Annotated in this window: 14 protein-coding genes and 1 pseudogene; 11 read left to right on the top strand and 4 right to left on the bottom strand. The window is 46.0% G+C overall.

The window, feature by feature from the left end:
* The first annotated feature begins 29 nt into the window (after positions 1–29).
* The 4 genes from JMY03_RS02295 to pgsA all read left to right on the top strand — a co-directional run bounded on the left by JMY03_RS02295 (position 30) and on the right by pgsA (position 6066).
* Positions 30–1259: an ABC transporter substrate-binding protein gene (locus tag JMY03_RS02295; protein WP_201600690.1), complete on the top strand. Its 1230-nt coding sequence runs from the start codon at positions 30–32 to the stop codon at positions 1257–1259.
* A gap of 298 nt (positions 1260–1557) precedes the next feature.
* On the top strand, positions 1558–3522 hold the full coding sequence (gene acs, locus JMY03_RS02290; protein WP_201600688.1) for an acetate--CoA ligase: 1965 nt from the start codon (positions 1558–1560) through the stop codon (positions 3520–3522).
* Positions 3523–3675: 153 nt separating this feature from the next.
* Positions 3676–4887 carry an NAD(P)/FAD-dependent oxidoreductase gene (locus JMY03_RS02285; RefSeq protein ID WP_201600685.1) on the top strand — a complete coding sequence of 404 codons (1212 nt, stop codon included), beginning with the start codon at positions 3676–3678 and terminating at the stop codon, positions 4885–4887.
* A 540-nt stretch (positions 4888–5427) separates the two neighbouring features.
* Positions 5428–6066: a CDP-diacylglycerol--glycerol-3-phosphate 3-phosphatidyltransferase gene (gene pgsA / locus JMY03_RS02280; RefSeq protein ID WP_198013348.1), complete on the top strand. Its 639-nt coding sequence runs from the start codon at positions 5428–5430 to the stop codon at positions 6064–6066.
* 106 nt (positions 6067–6172) lie between these two features.
* Here the strand turns inward: pgsA and JMY03_RS02275 are convergent, their stop codons facing one another.
* On the bottom strand, positions 6173–6667 hold the full coding sequence (locus JMY03_RS02275; protein ID WP_201600682.1) for a pyridoxamine 5'-phosphate oxidase family protein: 495 nt from the start codon (positions 6665–6667) through the stop codon (positions 6173–6175).
* A gap of 384 nt (positions 6668–7051) precedes the next feature.
* Between JMY03_RS02275 and purL the strand changes: the two genes are divergently transcribed.
* The 7 genes and pseudogenes from purL to JMY03_RS02245 all read left to right on the top strand — a co-directional run bounded on the left by purL (position 7052) and on the right by JMY03_RS02245 (position 14547).
* Positions 7052–11068 carry a phosphoribosylformylglycinamidine synthase gene (purL, locus tag JMY03_RS02270; RefSeq protein WP_201600679.1) on the top strand — a complete coding sequence of 1339 codons (4017 nt, stop codon included), beginning with the start codon at positions 7052–7054 and terminating at the stop codon, positions 11066–11068.
* A gap of 154 nt (positions 11069–11222) precedes the next feature.
* Positions 11223–11558: a type II toxin-antitoxin system RelE/ParE family toxin gene (locus tag JMY03_RS02265; protein ID WP_025643795.1), complete on the top strand. Its 336-nt coding sequence runs from the start codon at positions 11223–11225 to the stop codon at positions 11556–11558.
* Positions 11548–11829 carry a NadS family protein gene (gene nadS / locus JMY03_RS02260; RefSeq protein WP_058024381.1) on the top strand — a complete coding sequence of 94 codons (282 nt, stop codon included), beginning with the start codon at positions 11548–11550 and terminating at the stop codon, positions 11827–11829. The genes JMY03_RS02265 and nadS overlap by 11 nt, the downstream gene beginning before the upstream one ends.
* 429 nt (positions 11830–12258) lie before the next feature.
* Complete coding sequence (locus JMY03_RS02255; protein WP_201600676.1) at positions 12259–12468, top strand: hypothetical protein; 210 nt, start codon at positions 12259–12261, stop codon at positions 12466–12468.
* Positions 12469–12739: 271 nt separating this feature from the next.
* Positions 12740–13498, top strand: coding sequence for an IS5 family transposase (locus tag JMY03_RS02250; RefSeq protein ID WP_192529359.1), 759 nt, complete (start codon positions 12740–12742; stop codon positions 13496–13498).
* A 16-nt stretch (positions 13499–13514) separates the two neighbouring features.
* Positions 13515–13622 (top strand): annotated as a pseudogene (locus JMY03_RS13065) (universal stress protein); the annotation flags it as partial.
* Between the two features lie 241 nt (positions 13623–13863).
* Entirely contained in the window at positions 13864–14547 is a 684-nt protein-coding gene (locus tag JMY03_RS02245) for a cupin domain-containing protein (protein WP_201600673.1), read from the top strand.
* A 247-nt stretch (positions 14548–14794) separates the two neighbouring features.
* On the opposite strand, the gene JMY03_RS02240 is transcribed toward JMY03_RS02245, so the two are convergent.
* Genes JMY03_RS02240 through JMY03_RS02230 form a run of 3 tightly spaced genes read right to left on the bottom strand, consistent with a single transcriptional unit; the run spans position 14795 to position 16529 of the window.
* Positions 14795–14986, bottom strand: a complete 192-nt coding sequence (locus JMY03_RS02240) for a hypothetical protein (protein WP_201600671.1) — start codon at positions 14984–14986, stop codon at positions 14795–14797.
* 15 nt (positions 14987–15001) lie between these two features.
* On the bottom strand, positions 15002–15745 hold the full coding sequence (locus tag JMY03_RS02235; RefSeq protein ID WP_201600669.1) for a type 1 glutamine amidotransferase: 744 nt from the start codon (positions 15743–15745) through the stop codon (positions 15002–15004).
* Positions 15746–15770: 25 nt separating this feature from the next.
* Positions 15771–16529, bottom strand: coding sequence for a pyridoxine 5'-phosphate synthase (locus tag JMY03_RS02230; RefSeq protein WP_201600667.1), 759 nt, complete (start codon positions 16527–16529; stop codon positions 15771–15773).
* Positions 16530–16537: the final 8 nt, after the last annotated feature.

Here is a 16537-nt window from a genome sequence, read left to right as displayed (position 1 = left end):
CAGCGACTGAAGTCGCAAGGAGATAAACAATGAAATGGACAGTCAAGACGACGCTAATGGCGCTAACGGTTACCGTAGGTTTGGTGGGTTGTAGCGATCCTAAAACTACAGAAGCGACTGGTACGGATACTGAGACCACCACCTCAACTAGCGATATACCCGTGCAAGGCGTAACTGACACGGAGATTATTCTAGGTAGTGCAAATGACTTATCAGGTCCGTTTGCAGGTTTTGGTAATCCTGCGGTCGCAGGCGCGAATATGTATTTTGATGAAGTCAATGCAGCAGGCGGCGTCAATGGTCGCACCATTCGCTACATTGTCGAAGACCATTCTTATCAAGTACCAAAAGCGGTACAGGCCGCTAATAAGCTGGTAAGCCGCGACAAAGTATTTGCTATGCTGATGTCGCTTGGCACCCCGCACAATTTAGCAAGCTTCCCCATTATGGATCGCGCCAACGTACCAAGCGTCATGCCGCTCACCTTTGCCCGCGCCATGCAAGAAGAGGGCGACTTTGATCGCCGCTATACTTCTGGTAGTACCTATTATGACTCTATCAAGTTAGGGATGGAGAATCTGATTGCTGAGAATAATGTGACTAATCTATGCGTCATGTACATCCCATCAGACTATGGTGAGGAGACCAATGAAGCGGCTATGGATATTACGAATAATAACCCTAATGTCACCTTAGTTGAGGCTAGCTCACATCGTCCTGATGAAACGGACTTCTCAGGCGCAATCGCTAAGCTCAAAGATTCAGGTTGTGAGCTTGTGGCCTTATCCTTAACCATCCGCGGCGCTATTACCGCAGTCGGCACGGCAAACGCTATGGGCTGGGATGATGTCAAATTCATCGCTCCGGTTACTGGGTTCCACCCGGCCGTTGCTGAAGCGCCAGGCGGCGCTAGTGAAGGGTTGTATGCAGTCTCTTACTACAATGATCTAGACTTAAGAGCGGATGAGCCTGAGACCAAAGCTTGGGTAGAAAAGTATGAAGCAACCACAGGTGAGGACGTATCAGCCGGCGCTATTCTTGGCTATCTATCTGCTAAGGTCACCGTTGAAGGGCTAAAAGCAGCAGGTGCTGATCTCAATGCCGATACTTTTAACAGCGGTCTTGAAACGGTAAGCTTCGTTGATGGCATTACCGGATCTACGGTCGCTATCACACCTGAGAGCCATGTCGCTATTAACGATATTTATTTATCGCAAGTACAAGATGGTCAATGGAAAACGGTCACTCAGCTCAAATAAAAAGCGAGTGCCTTTAATACTCTAATGCCGTTGGACGAATCACAAGTCATACTTAGGTATGGCTTGTTTGGGTCATAGGCTTTGCGTTTTATATATGATGTTAATCTAATTTTAAGTGCACAGTTGTATATTGAAATTGTTATTATTCATAGTCAATGGCTTGCAACCTTTTTGCTTATTTGCCAAACTATCGTTAAACGTCATACATTATGGACGATGGCATGCATTACCGATATAGACGCGTGACTATTATCAACCGCGATTTATAAGGTAGTGATAATCAAAAAGGAAGATGACCATGACTCAAGAATCGTTTTCTATTCCGGCTGAATTTATCGCCACTGCAAATACCAGTCCTGAACAATACAAAAAGGACTATCAGCGCTCCATCGCTTCGACTGAAGACAACGATGCGTATTGGGCTGAGCGCGCTGAGAGCATCGATTGGATCACCAAACCTACCAAGATCAGTAATGTCAGCTATGACTTGGAGGATTTTCGTATTAAGTGGTTTGAGGACGGCGAGCTTAACCTCTCGGTCAACTGCCTCGATCGTCATCTAAAAAACAACCCTTACAAGCCTGCCATCATTTGGGAGGGCGATCACCCCTCTTTAAATAAAATCATTTCTTTTAAAGAGCTATATGCCGAGGTCTGCCGCTTAGGTAACGCTATGCGTAACTTAGGGATAAAAAAAGGCGATCGCGTGACTCTGTATATGCCGATGATACCTGAAGCTATGGTCGCTATGCTGGCGTGTACTCGCATTGGCGCGGTGCATTCGGTGGTCTTTGGCGGCTTCTCTGCTGAGAGTTTAAGTAGCCGCATCGTCGATAGTCAGTCCAAACTAGTGATTACGGCTGATGAGGGCCTGCGTGGTAATAGCCGTACGCCGCTCAAAGCCAATGTCGATCGCGCTTTGGATGCTGAGGGCACAGATAGCGTAGAAAACGTCATCGTCGTACACCGTACGGGCAACTCAGTGCCGATGAGTGGTCGCCGCGATCACTGGTATCATAACCTCATCGACGCGCAAAGCGAGCACTGTGAGCCTGAGGTTATGAATGCCGAGGACCCACTGTTTTTATTATACACCTCCGGCTCAACAGGTAAGCCCAAAGGCGTCGTCCATACTACCGGCGGCTATATCGTCTATGCGCTATCGACCTTTCGTGATGTCTTCGATATCAAAGACGATGATATCTTCTGGTGCACCGCTGATGTCGGCTGGATCACTGGCCACACTTACGCCACGTACGCGCCGTTGGCCAATGGCACCACAACAGTGATGTTCGAAGGTGTGCCCGAATACCCCACTTGGGCGCGCGTCGGTAATATCATAGATAAGCACAATATCAGTATATTATATACCGCGCCAACCGCCATTCGTGCAATGATGAAAGAGGGCGATGCTTTTGTGCGTGAGTCAGATCGCTCAAGTTTGCGTTTGCTTGGCACGGTCGGCGAACCGATCAACCCTGAAGCGTGGGACTGGTACTATAATGTCGTCGGCGGCGCGCGTTGCCCTATCGTCGATACGTGGTGGCAAACAGAAACCGGGGGGATTTTGCTGGCACCTATTCCCGGTACAGTCGCGCTCAAACCGGGTGCTGCGATGAATCCGCTATACGGTATTGAGCCTGCCATCATGGAAGATGACTATGAGCTTGAGGGTCCGGCCTCAGGTAACTTAGCGATTAGTAATAGCTGGCCGGGTCAAATGCGTACGATTTATAATGATCATGCGCGTTTTTTGGAGACTTATTTTGCTGAGTATCCGGGTTACTATTTCACAGGTGATGGCGCGCAGCGTGATGAAGATGGTCATTACTGGATTACAGGGCGTGTTGATGATGTCCTCAATGTCTCAGGACATAGGCTTGGCACGGCTGAGATCGAAAGCGCCTTCGATGAGCATCCCTCCATCGTGGAAGCTGCCGTGGTCGGGATGCCACATGAGATACGCGGCGTTGGCATTTGTGTGTTTGCCATCCTAAAGTCAGGTGAGAGCGCAGATGATAGTCTCAAAGCTGAGCTTAATCGCCATGTGCGTCGTGAGATTGGTCCTATTGCCAACTTAGATGCTATCTTTATCGTTAATGCTCTACCTAAAACTCGCTCTGGCAAAATCATGCGCCGTATTCTGCGCAGTATTGCTGCCGGTCAGTATGTCGGTCTCGGTGATTTGTCCACCTTAGCAGATAGCTCAGTGATTAATAAACTCATTGAGGCAGTGAAAGCTGAACGTACGGACGGTCTCTAACGGCGAGTTTCAGCTTTAAGTATTATACAAGTCATGCTCTTTTTTATCATAGCAAAAAAGAGCATGACTTTTTGCATATGATTTTTAAGGATAGTTTTGTGCTATCTTTAGCTATTGTTTTTTGCAATTTTATTTATAAGGCGCAACCTTTTTATGACTGATTATGCAATACATAACGAGCAAGACAAGAGTAAAGCGTTATCCTCATACCCCAAGATAGCCATCATCGGTGGCGGCTTAAGCGGTCTATTTACCGCCATTTTATTAGAGCGCAAGTTTGCTCAACATCAGTATCAGAATCAGCACTCAGATCTGCAAATCACCGTTTTTGAGAAATCGCGCGGCGTGGGACGGTTAGCGACGCGCTATCGTAGCGATAGCGTAACAGGTAAAAACTGGCAGTGGAGCTTTGGCGCGCAGTTCTTCACCGCCAAGACCGATAGCTTCCAACAGTTTATAGCGCCTTGGTTAGACTCAGGGTTGTTGCAGCCATGGTGCGCGCAAGTGGTCAATTTATCTATCACGAATAAGAGCGAGCAGGCGCCGCACATCGAGCCAAAAGAGCAGTGGGGCACTGAGCAGGCCCGTTACGTTAGTACACCAAAGATGACCAGTTGGGGCCGAGCGTTAGCAGATCAGTTGCAGCAGACAAAGATACAGTTCCAAACTCGCGTGGCACCGCTGACGCAATATGCCAATCCGCAGGCAGGTCAACCAACAGAGCTGTTTGATGATAATGGCGAGAGTTTAGGGCTTTTTGATTGGGTTGTTTGCACCGCGCCGAACGTGCAAACGGCTGAGCTGATGGCAGATAGCAGCTTCACAGAACAAGCGAAAATTATGCAGCCAAAAATGCGAGCTTGCTATACGCTTATGCTTGGCTGGGATGAGGAGTCAAAGCTACCTGCTAGCTTAAAAAGCTCAAGTAAGCGTCAAGATTTAAAATTGTGGGATGTCGCGCATCTACAAGACTCTATTTTGGCTAAGATATTTGTTGAGCATCATAAGCCTAATCATGAGGGGCTATTACCAAGTGTCACGATTCACGCCGATAACGACTGGTCTGAGCAGCAAGTAGACCAGGATATTGACGAGGTAACGGCTCGGCTGCTAGCAGAAGCTAAAGAGGCGCTAAGCTGGACTGAGCAAACTGCGCCAAGTCAAATTGACTGTCATCGTTGGCGCTATGCAGCAACATCGATGGCGCTAAATGACAAAGATGATGAGCAGCCATTAGGTATCTTAGTAGATAACGAGCAGCAATGGATAGTTAGTGGGGATTGGTGCGGGCGCGGCAACATCGAGAGCTGCTACCAGATGGCCGAAGAGGTGGTAGAAGTAATCGCGGCAACTTTAGAGGTATAGAGTTTTAGAGATTATTTATAGCTTGTCTCTCAGCTTGGCTGGCTTTGATATTGATGTTTTCAATATAAAAGCAAAAAAAAGCCCACAGAGGAGGAACTGCGGGCTGAGGAAAAAGGGTTATATTACTGTATAGCTAGGCTTATTTATAGCTGGTTCTTACTTCTTATTATTTTTCTTTCACTGTGCTTTTATACGTCTATTCACAGACAGTTATATAGTTAAAGATAAGGCCTATCGCTACTTAATCAATTGTTTCTTACATCTGCTTACAACTTATAGTGAACACTTGTACCTATGCTTTTATCTGTTTTAAATTGCGCTTATCAATAATAAAAGTTATTGCAAATTAAAATCGATAAATGCTTTTGTTTCTATCGCATACCGTATAAGCGTTTCAGATACTATAGTAGAGATAAGCAAAAATAGTATTCATGACGACAAGGCTAAAAAATGCTAAGCTAGCGCCCATCATTATGTCGATATAGAACTGGTTTTGTCATGACCGAAACTACAAAGCTGCACACCCCGCCATCACCACCGATGCAAGATGATAAAAGCATCTTCAACTTACCGAACAATCTGACGATTGCGCGGATTTTGATGATTCCGCTGTTTGTTGCGATAGCTTATTGGCCGCCTGCAATGGGTATCGGTATGCCTGCGATCTCTGATAACGTGATTGCCCGGGTCGGAATGAGCGAATTTAGCGACAGCTTATTGCGTCATTTACTACTGACGGCTGTGTTTATTATCGCTGCGATTACCGACTGGCTCGATGGTTACTTTGCGCGTAAGCTCAACGTTACATCGGCTTTTGGACGGTTTTTAGATCCGGTCGCCGACAAGCTTATGGTCGCCGCCGCGCTCATCATTTTGGTGCAGTGGCATCCTAATATCATTATGGCGATTGCCGCTATTGTGATTATCTCGCGCGAGATCGCTGTATCCGCATTACGTGAATGGATGGCAGAATTGGGTAATAGTACCAGCGTCGCTGTGTCCTATGTGGGCAAGCTAAAAACCACCTTTCAGATGGTCGCTATTACTGTATTGTTACTCAATTGGGAGTCGCTTGAGACTATCGGTTATGCGTTGATGGTGGCAGCGGTGATACTAACGCTTTGGTCAATGATGATTTACCTAAAGGCGGCATGGCCTTATCTTAAACGTAGCGGTTAAATATCCGCTATAGAATTTAGTAATTTCAATATACCCAAGCAAAAACGCCAGTAAGTGAACCTTACTGGCGTTTTTATTAATATGTTTGGTTGTAACTGTCGATAGCTTATAGCTCAATCTCAAAGGTTTCACCAATATCTTCTGCCGTTTCGCCGTCTTGTACAGCAGCGGCTGCCATCTTAAACATATTGACCGTTGTGCTACCGCTGATCCAGCACTCTACGCCATGGGGTACGACTTTTATTAATTGAACGTTTGGATCTTCTTTACCATGCTCAAAGAAGGCATTGTAAACTGGTGACCACAGTTCTTCTAATTTGTTTTTGTCTGTTGGTAACTCAGCATTGGCGCTTACAGAGACATAGTTCTTCGCATCTTGACTCGAATACGTTAGGCCAACCTTTTTATTGTCCTGAATATCTTTGACCACATCTGAGGTTTTATCACCGATAAACCAAATCTCTCTTCCGCCGATACTGGTCTCAGTCGTTGTCATTGGCCAAGCATGCAAATCACCTTTACCATTGACAGTAGTCATCATGGCAAATTTAATGTCTTTAACGATCTCTTGTACTTTATCGATTTTATCTTGCTTATTCATAATATGTCCTTTTTTATTGAATTGATTTAGATCAGTTATTATTGTTATTGCTGCGTTATAAATGAATGTCTATTGATACTTGAGCTTTTACAACATAACGAAAGAAGGTAGAGAAGTTATATAGGTTGCCCGTAAGGCGATGTGAGTGTTTGTAAGCTCTATAAACATTAAGTAAAACAACTTAGCCGCTTGTTTAACAAGGTAATTTAAAAGGGCGATTATTACCCTCTTCATTGACAGGCTTTAAGTTCTTTGATGGGTAAAGAGTAAAATTGTACCGCTTTATTCCTGCTTATTTTGCCTCTTCTTGTTATAATGCAGCGACCATTTACTTTGCATGGCAGTGATGCCAGTTACTGCTCATATCCTAGGAAATATGCCTCTATGATGACCATCGCCGGACAGCCGTTTTTGACCGATTTTCAGACCCAGCAACTGATCAATCAATTTGCCCAAAAAACCGATCTAAACGTGACCCAAATCAGTACTCAGCAGGTTTTTGTACTCTCAAGAGAGCTCTTAGGTGAAGAGCAAAAAAAGGCTTTGGATCTTTTAGGGGTAAAAGAGCAAACCTCGCTAGAAGCTGCGACAGAGCGTCAAGTCCAAGTCATCGTCAGTCCGCGTTTTGGCACGATATCGCCATGGGCGAGTAAAGCCACCGATATTTTTAATAACTGCGAGCTGAAGATCAATCGTATTGAGCGGGTGATTGTTTATACGCTGACGCTAGAAGGTGCTACCGAAGACAAGCTGCCAACGGCGGCTGAGCGTTTACTCTATGACCGTATGACCCAAAGCTTGGTTTATGATTTAAACGACGTGAATAAACTGTTTGACGATGAACCGCCAGCGTCATTGAATCATATCGATGTGATGGGTGAAGGACGCAGTGCGCTTGAGTCGGCCAATACTCAGTTTGGTTTTGCGCTATCGAGCGAAGACATCGACTACTTGTTGCATGCTTATGTCAATGACCTACAGCGCAATCCAACCGACGTTGAGCTGATGATGTTTGCCCAAGCCAACTCAGAGCATTGCCGCCACAAGATATTCAACGCTGAGTGGACGGCTAACGGTGAAGTACAGCCAAAGTCCTTGTTTCAGATGATTAAGAATACTTATCAATCAAATCCAGAAGGTATCCTCTCCGCTTATAAAGACAACGCGGCGGTGATGGTTGGCGCTGAGGGCATGCGTTACTATCCTATTCCTGAAGACGCTAAAAACCCTAATGCTGCGCATCCGTATGGTTTTCATCAAGAAGCTATCGATATCCTTATGAAAGTCGAAACTCACAACCATCCAACCGCCATTGCCCCTTATGCTGGCGCGGCAACAGGCGCGGGCGGTGAGATTCGTGACGAAGGTGCCACCGGCCGCGGCGGTAAACCCAAAGCGGGTCTCACAGGCTTCCACGTGTCGCACTTGCATATTCCAGAGCTTGCCGAGAAGTGGGAGCAGTCAGGACAAGTGAGCACGCAGGACTATGGTACGCCGGAGCGCATGGCAACGAGCCTTGAGATTATGACGGAGGCGCCATTAGGTAGTGCCAATTTCTCTAACGAGTTTGGCCGCCCCAACCTTTGCGGTTATTTCCGCAGCTTTCAGTTAGATACCTCAGCCGCCAAAGACGGTAGCGAGATGCGTGGCTATCATAAGCCCATCATGCTGGCAGGTGGTTACGGTAATATTAAACGTAACCTGATTGAGAAAAATCCCATCCGCGCGGGCGATCTGCTGATCGTCCTTGGTGGTCCTGCAATGCAAATCGGTCTTGGCGGCGGCGCGGCATCATCAGTCGATAGTGGCGCACTTGACGAAGGCTTAGACTTTGCCTCGGTGCAGCGTGATAACGCGGAGATGGAGCGTCGCTGTCAGGAAGTCATCGATCGCTGCTGGGCCTTAGCCGGTAACGATGCTGAGGTGAGTAACGCCAGTCAAGACGGCAACCCCATCGTCTCTATCCATGATGTCGGCGCAGGTGGTCTGTCTAACGCCATGCCTGAGCTGGTCGATGATCACGATATGGGCGCGGTGCTCAACTTGCGTCATATTCCATCGCTTGAGGCGGGCATGTCACCGATGGCGATCTGGTCAAATGAGGCGCAAGAGCGTTATGTGCTGGCGATTCGTCCAGAGAGCAAAGATCAGTTCGATGCGATCTGTGCCCGTGAGCGCTGCCCGTATGCGATATTGGGAGAGGCGACTGAAGTGCGTCAGCTTAGAGTCGATGATGAATTGCTCGATGATCAGCCTGTCGATATGCCGATGCAAGTATTGCTTGGTGGTACGCCAAAGATGCAGCGCAGCTTCGAGGTGCAAGCAAATGAGCTGGCGCCGTTAGTGCTCAATGATTTTGACCTAAGCGAGTCGGTCAAAGACGTGCTGCGTCATCCGACTGTCGCGAGCAAGTCGTTCCTCATTAGCATTGGTGACCGCTCAATCACTGGTATGGTGGTGCGCGATCAGTATGTTGGTCGCTATCAAGTGCCTGTGGCAGATTGCGCGATTACCGCTTCAGGTCTTATAACGCTTGATGGTCAAGCGATGACCGGTGAAGCGATGAGTATCGGCGAGCGTACCCCAGTGGCACTCATTGACCCAAAAGCCTCGGCAAGATTAGCGGTTGGTGAAGCCATTACCAACATCGCAGGCGCGCGCATCTCCCAGTTATCTGACATCACCATGTCGGCGAACTGGATGGCGGCTTGCGGTGATGATGCGGAAGACGCCGCATTATTTGATGCGGTCCATACTGTCGGTGAAGAGCTGTGTCCCGCTTTGGGGATTGCCATTCCAGTCGGTAAAGACTCGTTATCGATGCGTGCCAATTGGAGAGATGATAACGATGCTAAGGAGGATAGCCAAGATAAATCTGTGGTCTCACCCATGAGCCTTGTGATTACTGCCTTTGCCCCAGTCGTTGATGTGGCAAAAACGCTCACGCCTGAGCTGATCAACGGCGATAGCGCGTTTTATCGTCTTGATCTCTCTAGAGGTAAATTGCGTCTTGGGGGCTCTATCCTTGCGCAAACGGCAAGCCAGCTTGGTAACGAGTGCCCCGACCTTGATAAGCCTAGCGACTTAGTCGACTTCTTTAACTTCGTACAGGCGGGTAATGAGCAAGGCATTATCAGCGCCTACCACGATATCGGTGATGGCGGCTTGCTTGCGACCATTGCAGAGATGCAGTTCACTAGTCGTCAAGGCATTAAGCTATCACTCAGTGATGATAATCTACTCGGTCAGCTGTTCAGCGAAGAGCTGGGCGCGGTCATTCAAGTGCTGCCGGAAAACGTCGCCGATCTGATAACGCTAGCAGAAGAGCATAACGTCAGCGATATGCTCAGCCTCGTCGGTCAAAGCACTGAGGAAGATAGCCTCATTATCCAAACGCCGCTACATCAAGGCGATAAAACCCTCAGCTTTAAGCGTTCTGAGCTGCAACAAGAGTGGAGTCAAGTCAGCTATCAAATCGCCCGCCGCCGTGATAATCCAGAATGCGTGCAACAAGAATATGACTTGATTGCCGATACTAATCATAAAGGTCTTATCGCTGCGCCAAACTTCGATCTCAATCAAAAGATCGAGACGCCATATCTGAACAGTCGTGCTGATTCTGATAACAGCAAGCCAAGAGTCGCTATCTTACGCGAGCAAGGCGTCAACGGACAGCTGGAGATGGCAGCAGGCTTTACCCAAGCTGGCTTTGAAGCGGTCGATGTGCACATGAGCGACTTATTAGAAGGCCGCATCAATCTACGTGACTTCGACGGTTTGGTCGCTTGTGGCGGCTTTAGTTACGGTGACGTCCTCGGCGCAGGTTCTGGCTGGGCCAACTCTATCTTATTCCATGACGAACTGCGTATGCAGTTCGTGCGCTTCTTCGCCCGTCCGAATACGTTCTCACTTGGCGTCTGTAATGGCTGTCAGATGATGGCGCAGTTAAAAGACCTGATCCCAGGTGCGGAAAACTTTCCACGCTTTATCGCAAATGAGTCGGCGCGTTTTGAAGCGCGTACGGTCAATGTCAAAATCGAGCGTACCAAGTCTATCTTATTCAAAGGCATGCAAGACAGCATCTTGCCAATTGCGGTGGCGCATGGTGAGGGTCTTGCCACCCTAAACGCTACTGAAATTGACGGTATGGCAAAACATGGTCAGCTGGCGATGCGTTATGTCGATAGCCAAGGCCATCCAACCGAGACCTATCCGCTCAATCCAAACGGTTCGCTCGGCGGGGTCACGGGTCTATGTAGCACCGACGGTCGCGTCACGATCATGATGCCGCATCCTGAGCGTAATCTAAAAGCGTATAACCATAGCTGGAAACCTGAGCAGTGGGATGAAGATGGTGCATGGATGCGGATGTTCCGTAACGCCCGTGCTTGGTTGCGTTAAGCTTAGATTCAAATCATGTTTAAACCTAGGAAAAGGTGGGCTTTGGCTCACCTTTTTTGTGTTTATGATATTTAGCTTAATTAGATCCAGAAAAAACATATAGATAAGTACTTCAATGACGTATATAATAAGACATAAAGATAAAGGATATTGAATGTTACATTTCATCGAAACGCCAATATTTACTAAGCAAGTACTGAAACTATTAGATGATGAAGCTTATAAAGAGCTACAGGAAAATCTAATCAATAATCCAGAACAAGGTGATTTGATTCAAGGTACAGGGGGCGTTCGAAAAACCAGATGGGCACTTAACCAAGGTAAGAGTGGCGGTATTCGGATTATCTATTATTTTGTGAATAGTCAAGGCATATTTTTTATGCTGCTAGCTTATCCGAAGAATAAACAAGCCTCTCTATCAAGCGAAGAGAAGTCTGGTTTATACAAACTGACTCAACAAATTAAAGAGGTGTATAGCCATGAGCAATGAATTTTACGATGATTTATCTACATCACTAAATCAAGCATTGGCGATTGCTAAAGGACAGGCTCAGCCTAGCCGCCAGTTTACCCATGACGTGCCTAGTATTAAGGAAATAAGAACTAAGACAGGGCTATCGCAACAGCAGTTTGCCGATAAACTCAATATCAGTTCGCGTACCTTACAAAATTGGGAGCAAGGTACTAGAAACCCAACAGGGGCTGCCGTCACATTAATGCGCTTATTGAATAAAAAGCCTGAGTTAATTACCGAAGCTTAATTGATCAAAAACAGTCAATCTTATCTTGGTCACGCACTCGGTGGGATTATGGATGTGTGTGAAAGCGATGACGCCTGGATGCGTATGTTCCGTAACGCTTGTGCTTGGTTTAGATAGGCTAAGTTGGTTTAGAAAATTGTTTTAGACGTAAAAAAAGGTGGGCTTCGGCTCACCTTTTTTGTGTTTGGAATTTGCTTTTATTTGGGAGCATTTCCCGCCTTTTTATTTCAAGCGTGAACTTTGTCCATTACGACAGAAAAAATTTTTCTTAACAATTAACGTGTTTTCCATTACAGAAGAAACATTCGCATAATGAGAAGTAATTGCTGACTTTATGCGTTTAGTATATTATAAATAATCAAGGCAACTACTTATTACCCTATAGAATTGCTGGATTAGCAAGTTCTAGCTTGTATAAGGACTATGGCAATGAACATTGTAAACAAAGCACTTAATATATTTGCAAACCCGAAAGGTTGTAAAAAAGATATGAATGAGCGTCTTATCGTTGACGAATATGGTAACTTACGTGTGAACTATGAGAACAAGAGTGTGCAAGAGGGAATGACAAAGCAGATCCAAGCATTGAAAAGAATGGAAGCCAGAAAATTATCTGAAACCGAGGGTGAAGCTGGTTAGTGTACTATGGGCCTATTAGCAGTAGTATATATTTTAATTTTAGGATATATGGAGGCGTCGTCTAAGCCTACTAAAAAAAACGTACTTAGACGCAGTGCTGGGTGGGAAGCATATGTTTATTTAGCTTCTAATGGCGTAAGCGTTATTATAGGTGGGATGTGCATCTATTTTTTCGGTTACCTAGGGGCTGTATAGAATTGAGAAAACATTGAAAAAAATAAGCAACGCCTTACTCTAATGTTTACCACAACAAAGAAACAAGGCGTCACTTATGGCTCGCACCAAGCTCAACGATGAACATTGGCACAAGCTATTTATTATATTGCGACAAATTAACGTATATAACAAGCCCAATCTAAGACGTACCGTTGAAGGCATGTTGTACCGCATACGAGTAGGCTGTCCATGGCGAGACTTACCTTCTTATTTTGGTCATTGGTCTAGCATATATCATCAATACCGTTACTGGCGTAAAACCGGTAAATGGCAAAAGCTCATGAAGATAGTCACAGCAAACTATGATAGTGAATGGTTATTTATAGACGGTAGCGTGGTCAAAGCTCATCAGCATAGTACAGGCGCAGCCAGTCATCTTGATGAGGCCATTGGTAAAAGCGTTGCAGGTAATAGCAGCAAACTGCACTTAGTGGTCGATGCTTGTGGCAACCCTATACATGTTGAGCTGTCAGGTGGGCAAGTACATGACTCTAAGATGGCAAAGGCGTTGATATTTAGCACGATTAATAACCAGACTAAAGCGGTGATTGCAGACAGGGGCTACGATAGTAGCGATATTAGAGAGTGTATCTTCACGCACTGTGCTCAGTCAGTCATACCTGTTAAGTCGAACTCTAAAAGCTGTAACGACACACTAGATTGGTATTTGTATCGTTGCCGTCATTTGGTAGAAAACGCTTTTGCTAGATTGAAACATTTTAGGGGCATTGCCACGCGATATGATAAGCTCAAAGATAGCTATGCAGCGGCGGTAATGCTCGCTTGTGTCTTTATCTGGTTGCCCCTGATTTGAATTCTATACACACCCTATGGTGGTAGGTGCCTACGGACACTCTAAGTGGCAGCAGCTATTCCTTGGGAGCACCACGACAGAAATCATCGCCAGTACGTTGTCACCTGTCATTTTAGTGCGTTAATTGGTATGTCAGTAAGTCCTTGCTGCTTTTTTTTGTTAGGCTGCTTGTTTCTTTATTAGAGAGACACTAGATTAAGCTCACACAAGCTTTTGCTAGGCTATTGGTCTAAGCACATATGGTCTACGCACATATCATCATCGTCTACTATTCATTGTCATAAGCGGTTATCTAGCGCGCCAGATAACCGCTTGAGTTGGATGATGAGTGATTCAGCAACTTCACATTATCCTAGGAATACTTTATGCGTATCAATGCAGATTTCTCATGCCGTGCTGCCCTTACACCTGCAAACCATCAATGGGTACAGTCGCCTCAGAGCGGCGTAGAGCGTGTCATGCTAGACCGCGTGGGTGAAGAAAAAGCCCGTGCAACCAGTCTTGTGCGCTATGCACCGAACTCTTACTTTCCGCATCATATGCATCCGGGCGGAGAAGAGATTCTAGTCCTGTCAGGGACATTTTCTGCAGACGACACACATTATCCAGCAGGGTGGTATTTACGTAACCCGCCAAACTCAGGTCACAAACCCTATAGCGATGAAGGCGCGGTAATCTTTGTTAAACTGCGACAGATGACATCTGATGAATCAAATCATGTGGCTATCGACACTCAAGATAGGACCAATTGGCAGCGACAAAGCAACCGTGATGTCTGTCCTCTTTTCTCAAATGGGACTGAGCAGGTGAGCTTGCTACGTATAGACGCTGGCGAGTTGCTATTTACTGATCTTGTCAGCGGCGGTGCAGAGTTATTGGTGTTAGCAGGTGAGCTGCTAGACGAGGGACAAGTATATCAGCGTGATGGGTGGATACGTATACCTGCAGACACATATGCACAGACCAAGGCAGGGCCAAAGGGTGCTACGATATATCTAAAGATGGGGCACCTTAGCCAAGTGGTGGGTTCAGAAATAGACAACACCTAAAAAAATCGTTCTGGAAGCATATTACCCATATAAACGACCAGCGAGCAAAATAGTTGACACACTAATTTTCTATATTTGATGTGTCAACTATACGGCAAGCAATGTCTTAAAAATCTCATACTGCGGTGCTTGATATGCCATATCTATATTCTCAATGCTGTTTTTATAAATTATAACATCAAATGATGTGTTAAAAAATAAAAATAATAGTTCGGAGTAGTTTTTTGTAATTTATCTACTTATTTATTTACTCACCCTCCAAACCCTTCTTCGCCTCAGCCATCAACTCCCGAACCCGAGCACTCTCCCTAAGCACACAAGCCTCATATTCAGACAGCGATTCACCTTCTTGTTGATGCTGACATTCCTTCTCCTCTTTAGCCTTTGCTTCCAAATATTGCTCAAGCGCTTGTTGGTCATCTTGCTGTGAATGACTCATGATTGACTCCTTATACTATTTATTTGCTGACGATGCTATTCGATTAAACATAGTGGCAAGTCTGGCGTTATTCTCTTCAATATATTTATCGCCTAGCGCTAATATCTCATCCGGTGCTTGTACCGTTTCGGGATAGTCTTTCAGTCCACTTTGAATAGCCGCATTACCATTGGAGACCATTTTAGGTAAGCTCTCTTTGGTGACTTCAAAGTGACATTGCCAAGCGAGTACCCAAGTGCCACGCGTTTTATGTTTTGGCGTTTGATAGATAAAGCCTTGATTCGGCCAAGCCTGCGTCTCCGCAATAATGCTTGCGCCTTTGGGACAGTCAAAACCTTCGCCGTGCCAGTGAAACACCGTAAAGTCTTTGGGTAGATCTTGTAATAATGGATGCGCTTGACCTGCTTCGGTCAATTGCATCGGTAACCAGCCAATCTCTTTGATTCCAGACGGTTTCACCTCAGCGCCCAAACAATGCGCGATGATTTGCGCGCCTAAGCAAATGCCAATGACTGTTTTACCGGCATCAACAGCTTGTTTTATCAGCCGCTTTTCTTTAATGAGCCAAGAATATTTATCCTCATCATGAACGCTCATTGGCCCACCCATCACGATGAGCCAATCAAAGCTATCTAGCGTTGGCAGGTTGTCGTAGGAGCGACTAACGGTGATCGGATGATTATGCGCGCGCGCCCACTGTTTGATAAAGCTTAGATCCGCATAATCGGTATGAAACAGCGCGTGAATACGTAAGCTCATAACGTACCTCTTTTATCAAAACGTTCTATCCACAAATCTGCAAATACTGACGCACGACGTTATCCATGCCTTGCTCTAGCGATTCAATAGTAAAGGCATGACCAATCGACACCTCCGCGATATCACCAATTCTTAGCAAATCGGCTAAATTGTCTAAATTCAAATCGTGTCCGGCGTTGACGCGCATACCGTTTTCGCTAGCGAGGTTAATACAATCGTCAAAGCGCTGTTTGACTGCAGCGAAGTTACTGTCGTTATTACTGCTGTCGTTATCCTTCTTATCTTCATAAGCGCGCGCCCATTCTTCGGTGTACATCTCTATCGTTTGTACGTTGCTAGCGATGACCGCTTTTATTTGCTCGATATCAGGGTCGATAAATACGGCGCAGCGTGTGCCAAAGCCTTCAAGCTCATGGCTGAGTTTGGACAGCATGTCGCTGTATTTGATAATATCAAAGCCGTGGTCAGAGGTCAGCTGGTCTTCGCTATCGGGTACGAGGGTGCATTGATGCGGTTTGACCTCGCGAATGAGTTTTAAAAATTGTTCATTCGGATTGCCTTCGATATTAAATTCGATATCTTGATAATCTTTGAGATACTCACTGATATCATAAACATCTTGATAGCGGATATGACGCTCATCGGGCCGTGGGTGCACGGTAAAGCCTTTAACCCCTAGATCAATCAGCTTTTTTACAAAGTACAATAGATTAGGGTAGTCGGTGCCACGCGAGTTGCGGATTAAGGCGAGTTTGTTTAAATTGACGCTAAATAGGGTGCTCATAAGATGTC

It is taken from the genome of Psychrobacter submarinus, assembly GCF_904846685.1.
Classification (GTDB): Bacteria; Pseudomonadota; Gammaproteobacteria; order Pseudomonadales; family Moraxellaceae; genus Psychrobacter; species Psychrobacter submarinus.
Note: the sequence above shows the minus strand (reverse complement) of the source record. Positions and strands in the feature narration are given on the sequence as shown.

Coding starts and splice junctions, on each gene's coding strand:
- JMY03_RS02275 (WP_201600682.1), bottom strand. CDS start 6,667: ATGAATAAGCAAGATAAAATCGATAAAGTACAAGAGATCGTTAAAGAC.
- JMY03_RS02230 (WP_201600667.1), bottom strand. CDS start 16,529: ATGAGCACCCTATTTAGCGTCAATTTAAACAAACTCGCCTTAATCCGC.
- JMY03_RS02240 (WP_201600671.1), bottom strand. CDS start 14,986: ATGAGTCATTCACAGCAAGATGACCAACAAGCGCTTGAGCAATATTTG.
- pgsA (WP_198013348.1), top strand. CDS start 5,428: ATGCAAGATGATAAAAGCATCTTCAACTTACCGAACAATCTGACGATT.
- nadS (WP_058024381.1), top strand. CDS start 11,548: ATGAGCAATGAATTTTACGATGATTTATCTACATCACTAAATCAAGCA.
- JMY03_RS02235 (WP_201600669.1), bottom strand. CDS start 15,745: ATGAGCTTACGTATTCACGCGCTGTTTCATACCGATTATGCGGATCTA.
- JMY03_RS02255 (WP_201600676.1), top strand. CDS start 12,259: ATGAACATTGTAAACAAAGCACTTAATATATTTGCAAACCCGAAAGGT.
- JMY03_RS02285 (WP_201600685.1), top strand. CDS start 3,676: ATGACTGATTATGCAATACATAACGAGCAAGACAAGAGTAAAGCGTTA.
- JMY03_RS02250 (WP_192529359.1), top strand. CDS start 12,740: ATGGCTCGCACCAAGCTCAACGATGAACATTGGCACAAGCTATTTATT.
- purL (WP_201600679.1), top strand. CDS start 7,052: ATGATGACCATCGCCGGACAGCCGTTTTTGACCGATTTTCAGACCCAG.
- acs (WP_201600688.1), top strand. CDS start 1,558: ATGACTCAAGAATCGTTTTCTATTCCGGCTGAATTTATCGCCACTGCA.
- JMY03_RS02245 (WP_201600673.1), top strand. CDS start 13,864: ATGCGTATCAATGCAGATTTCTCATGCCGTGCTGCCCTTACACCTGCA.
- JMY03_RS02295 (WP_201600690.1), top strand. CDS start 30: ATGAAATGGACAGTCAAGACGACGCTAATGGCGCTAACGGTTACCGTA.
- JMY03_RS02265 (WP_025643795.1), top strand. CDS start 11,223: ATGTTACATTTCATCGAAACGCCAATATTTACTAAGCAAGTACTGAAA.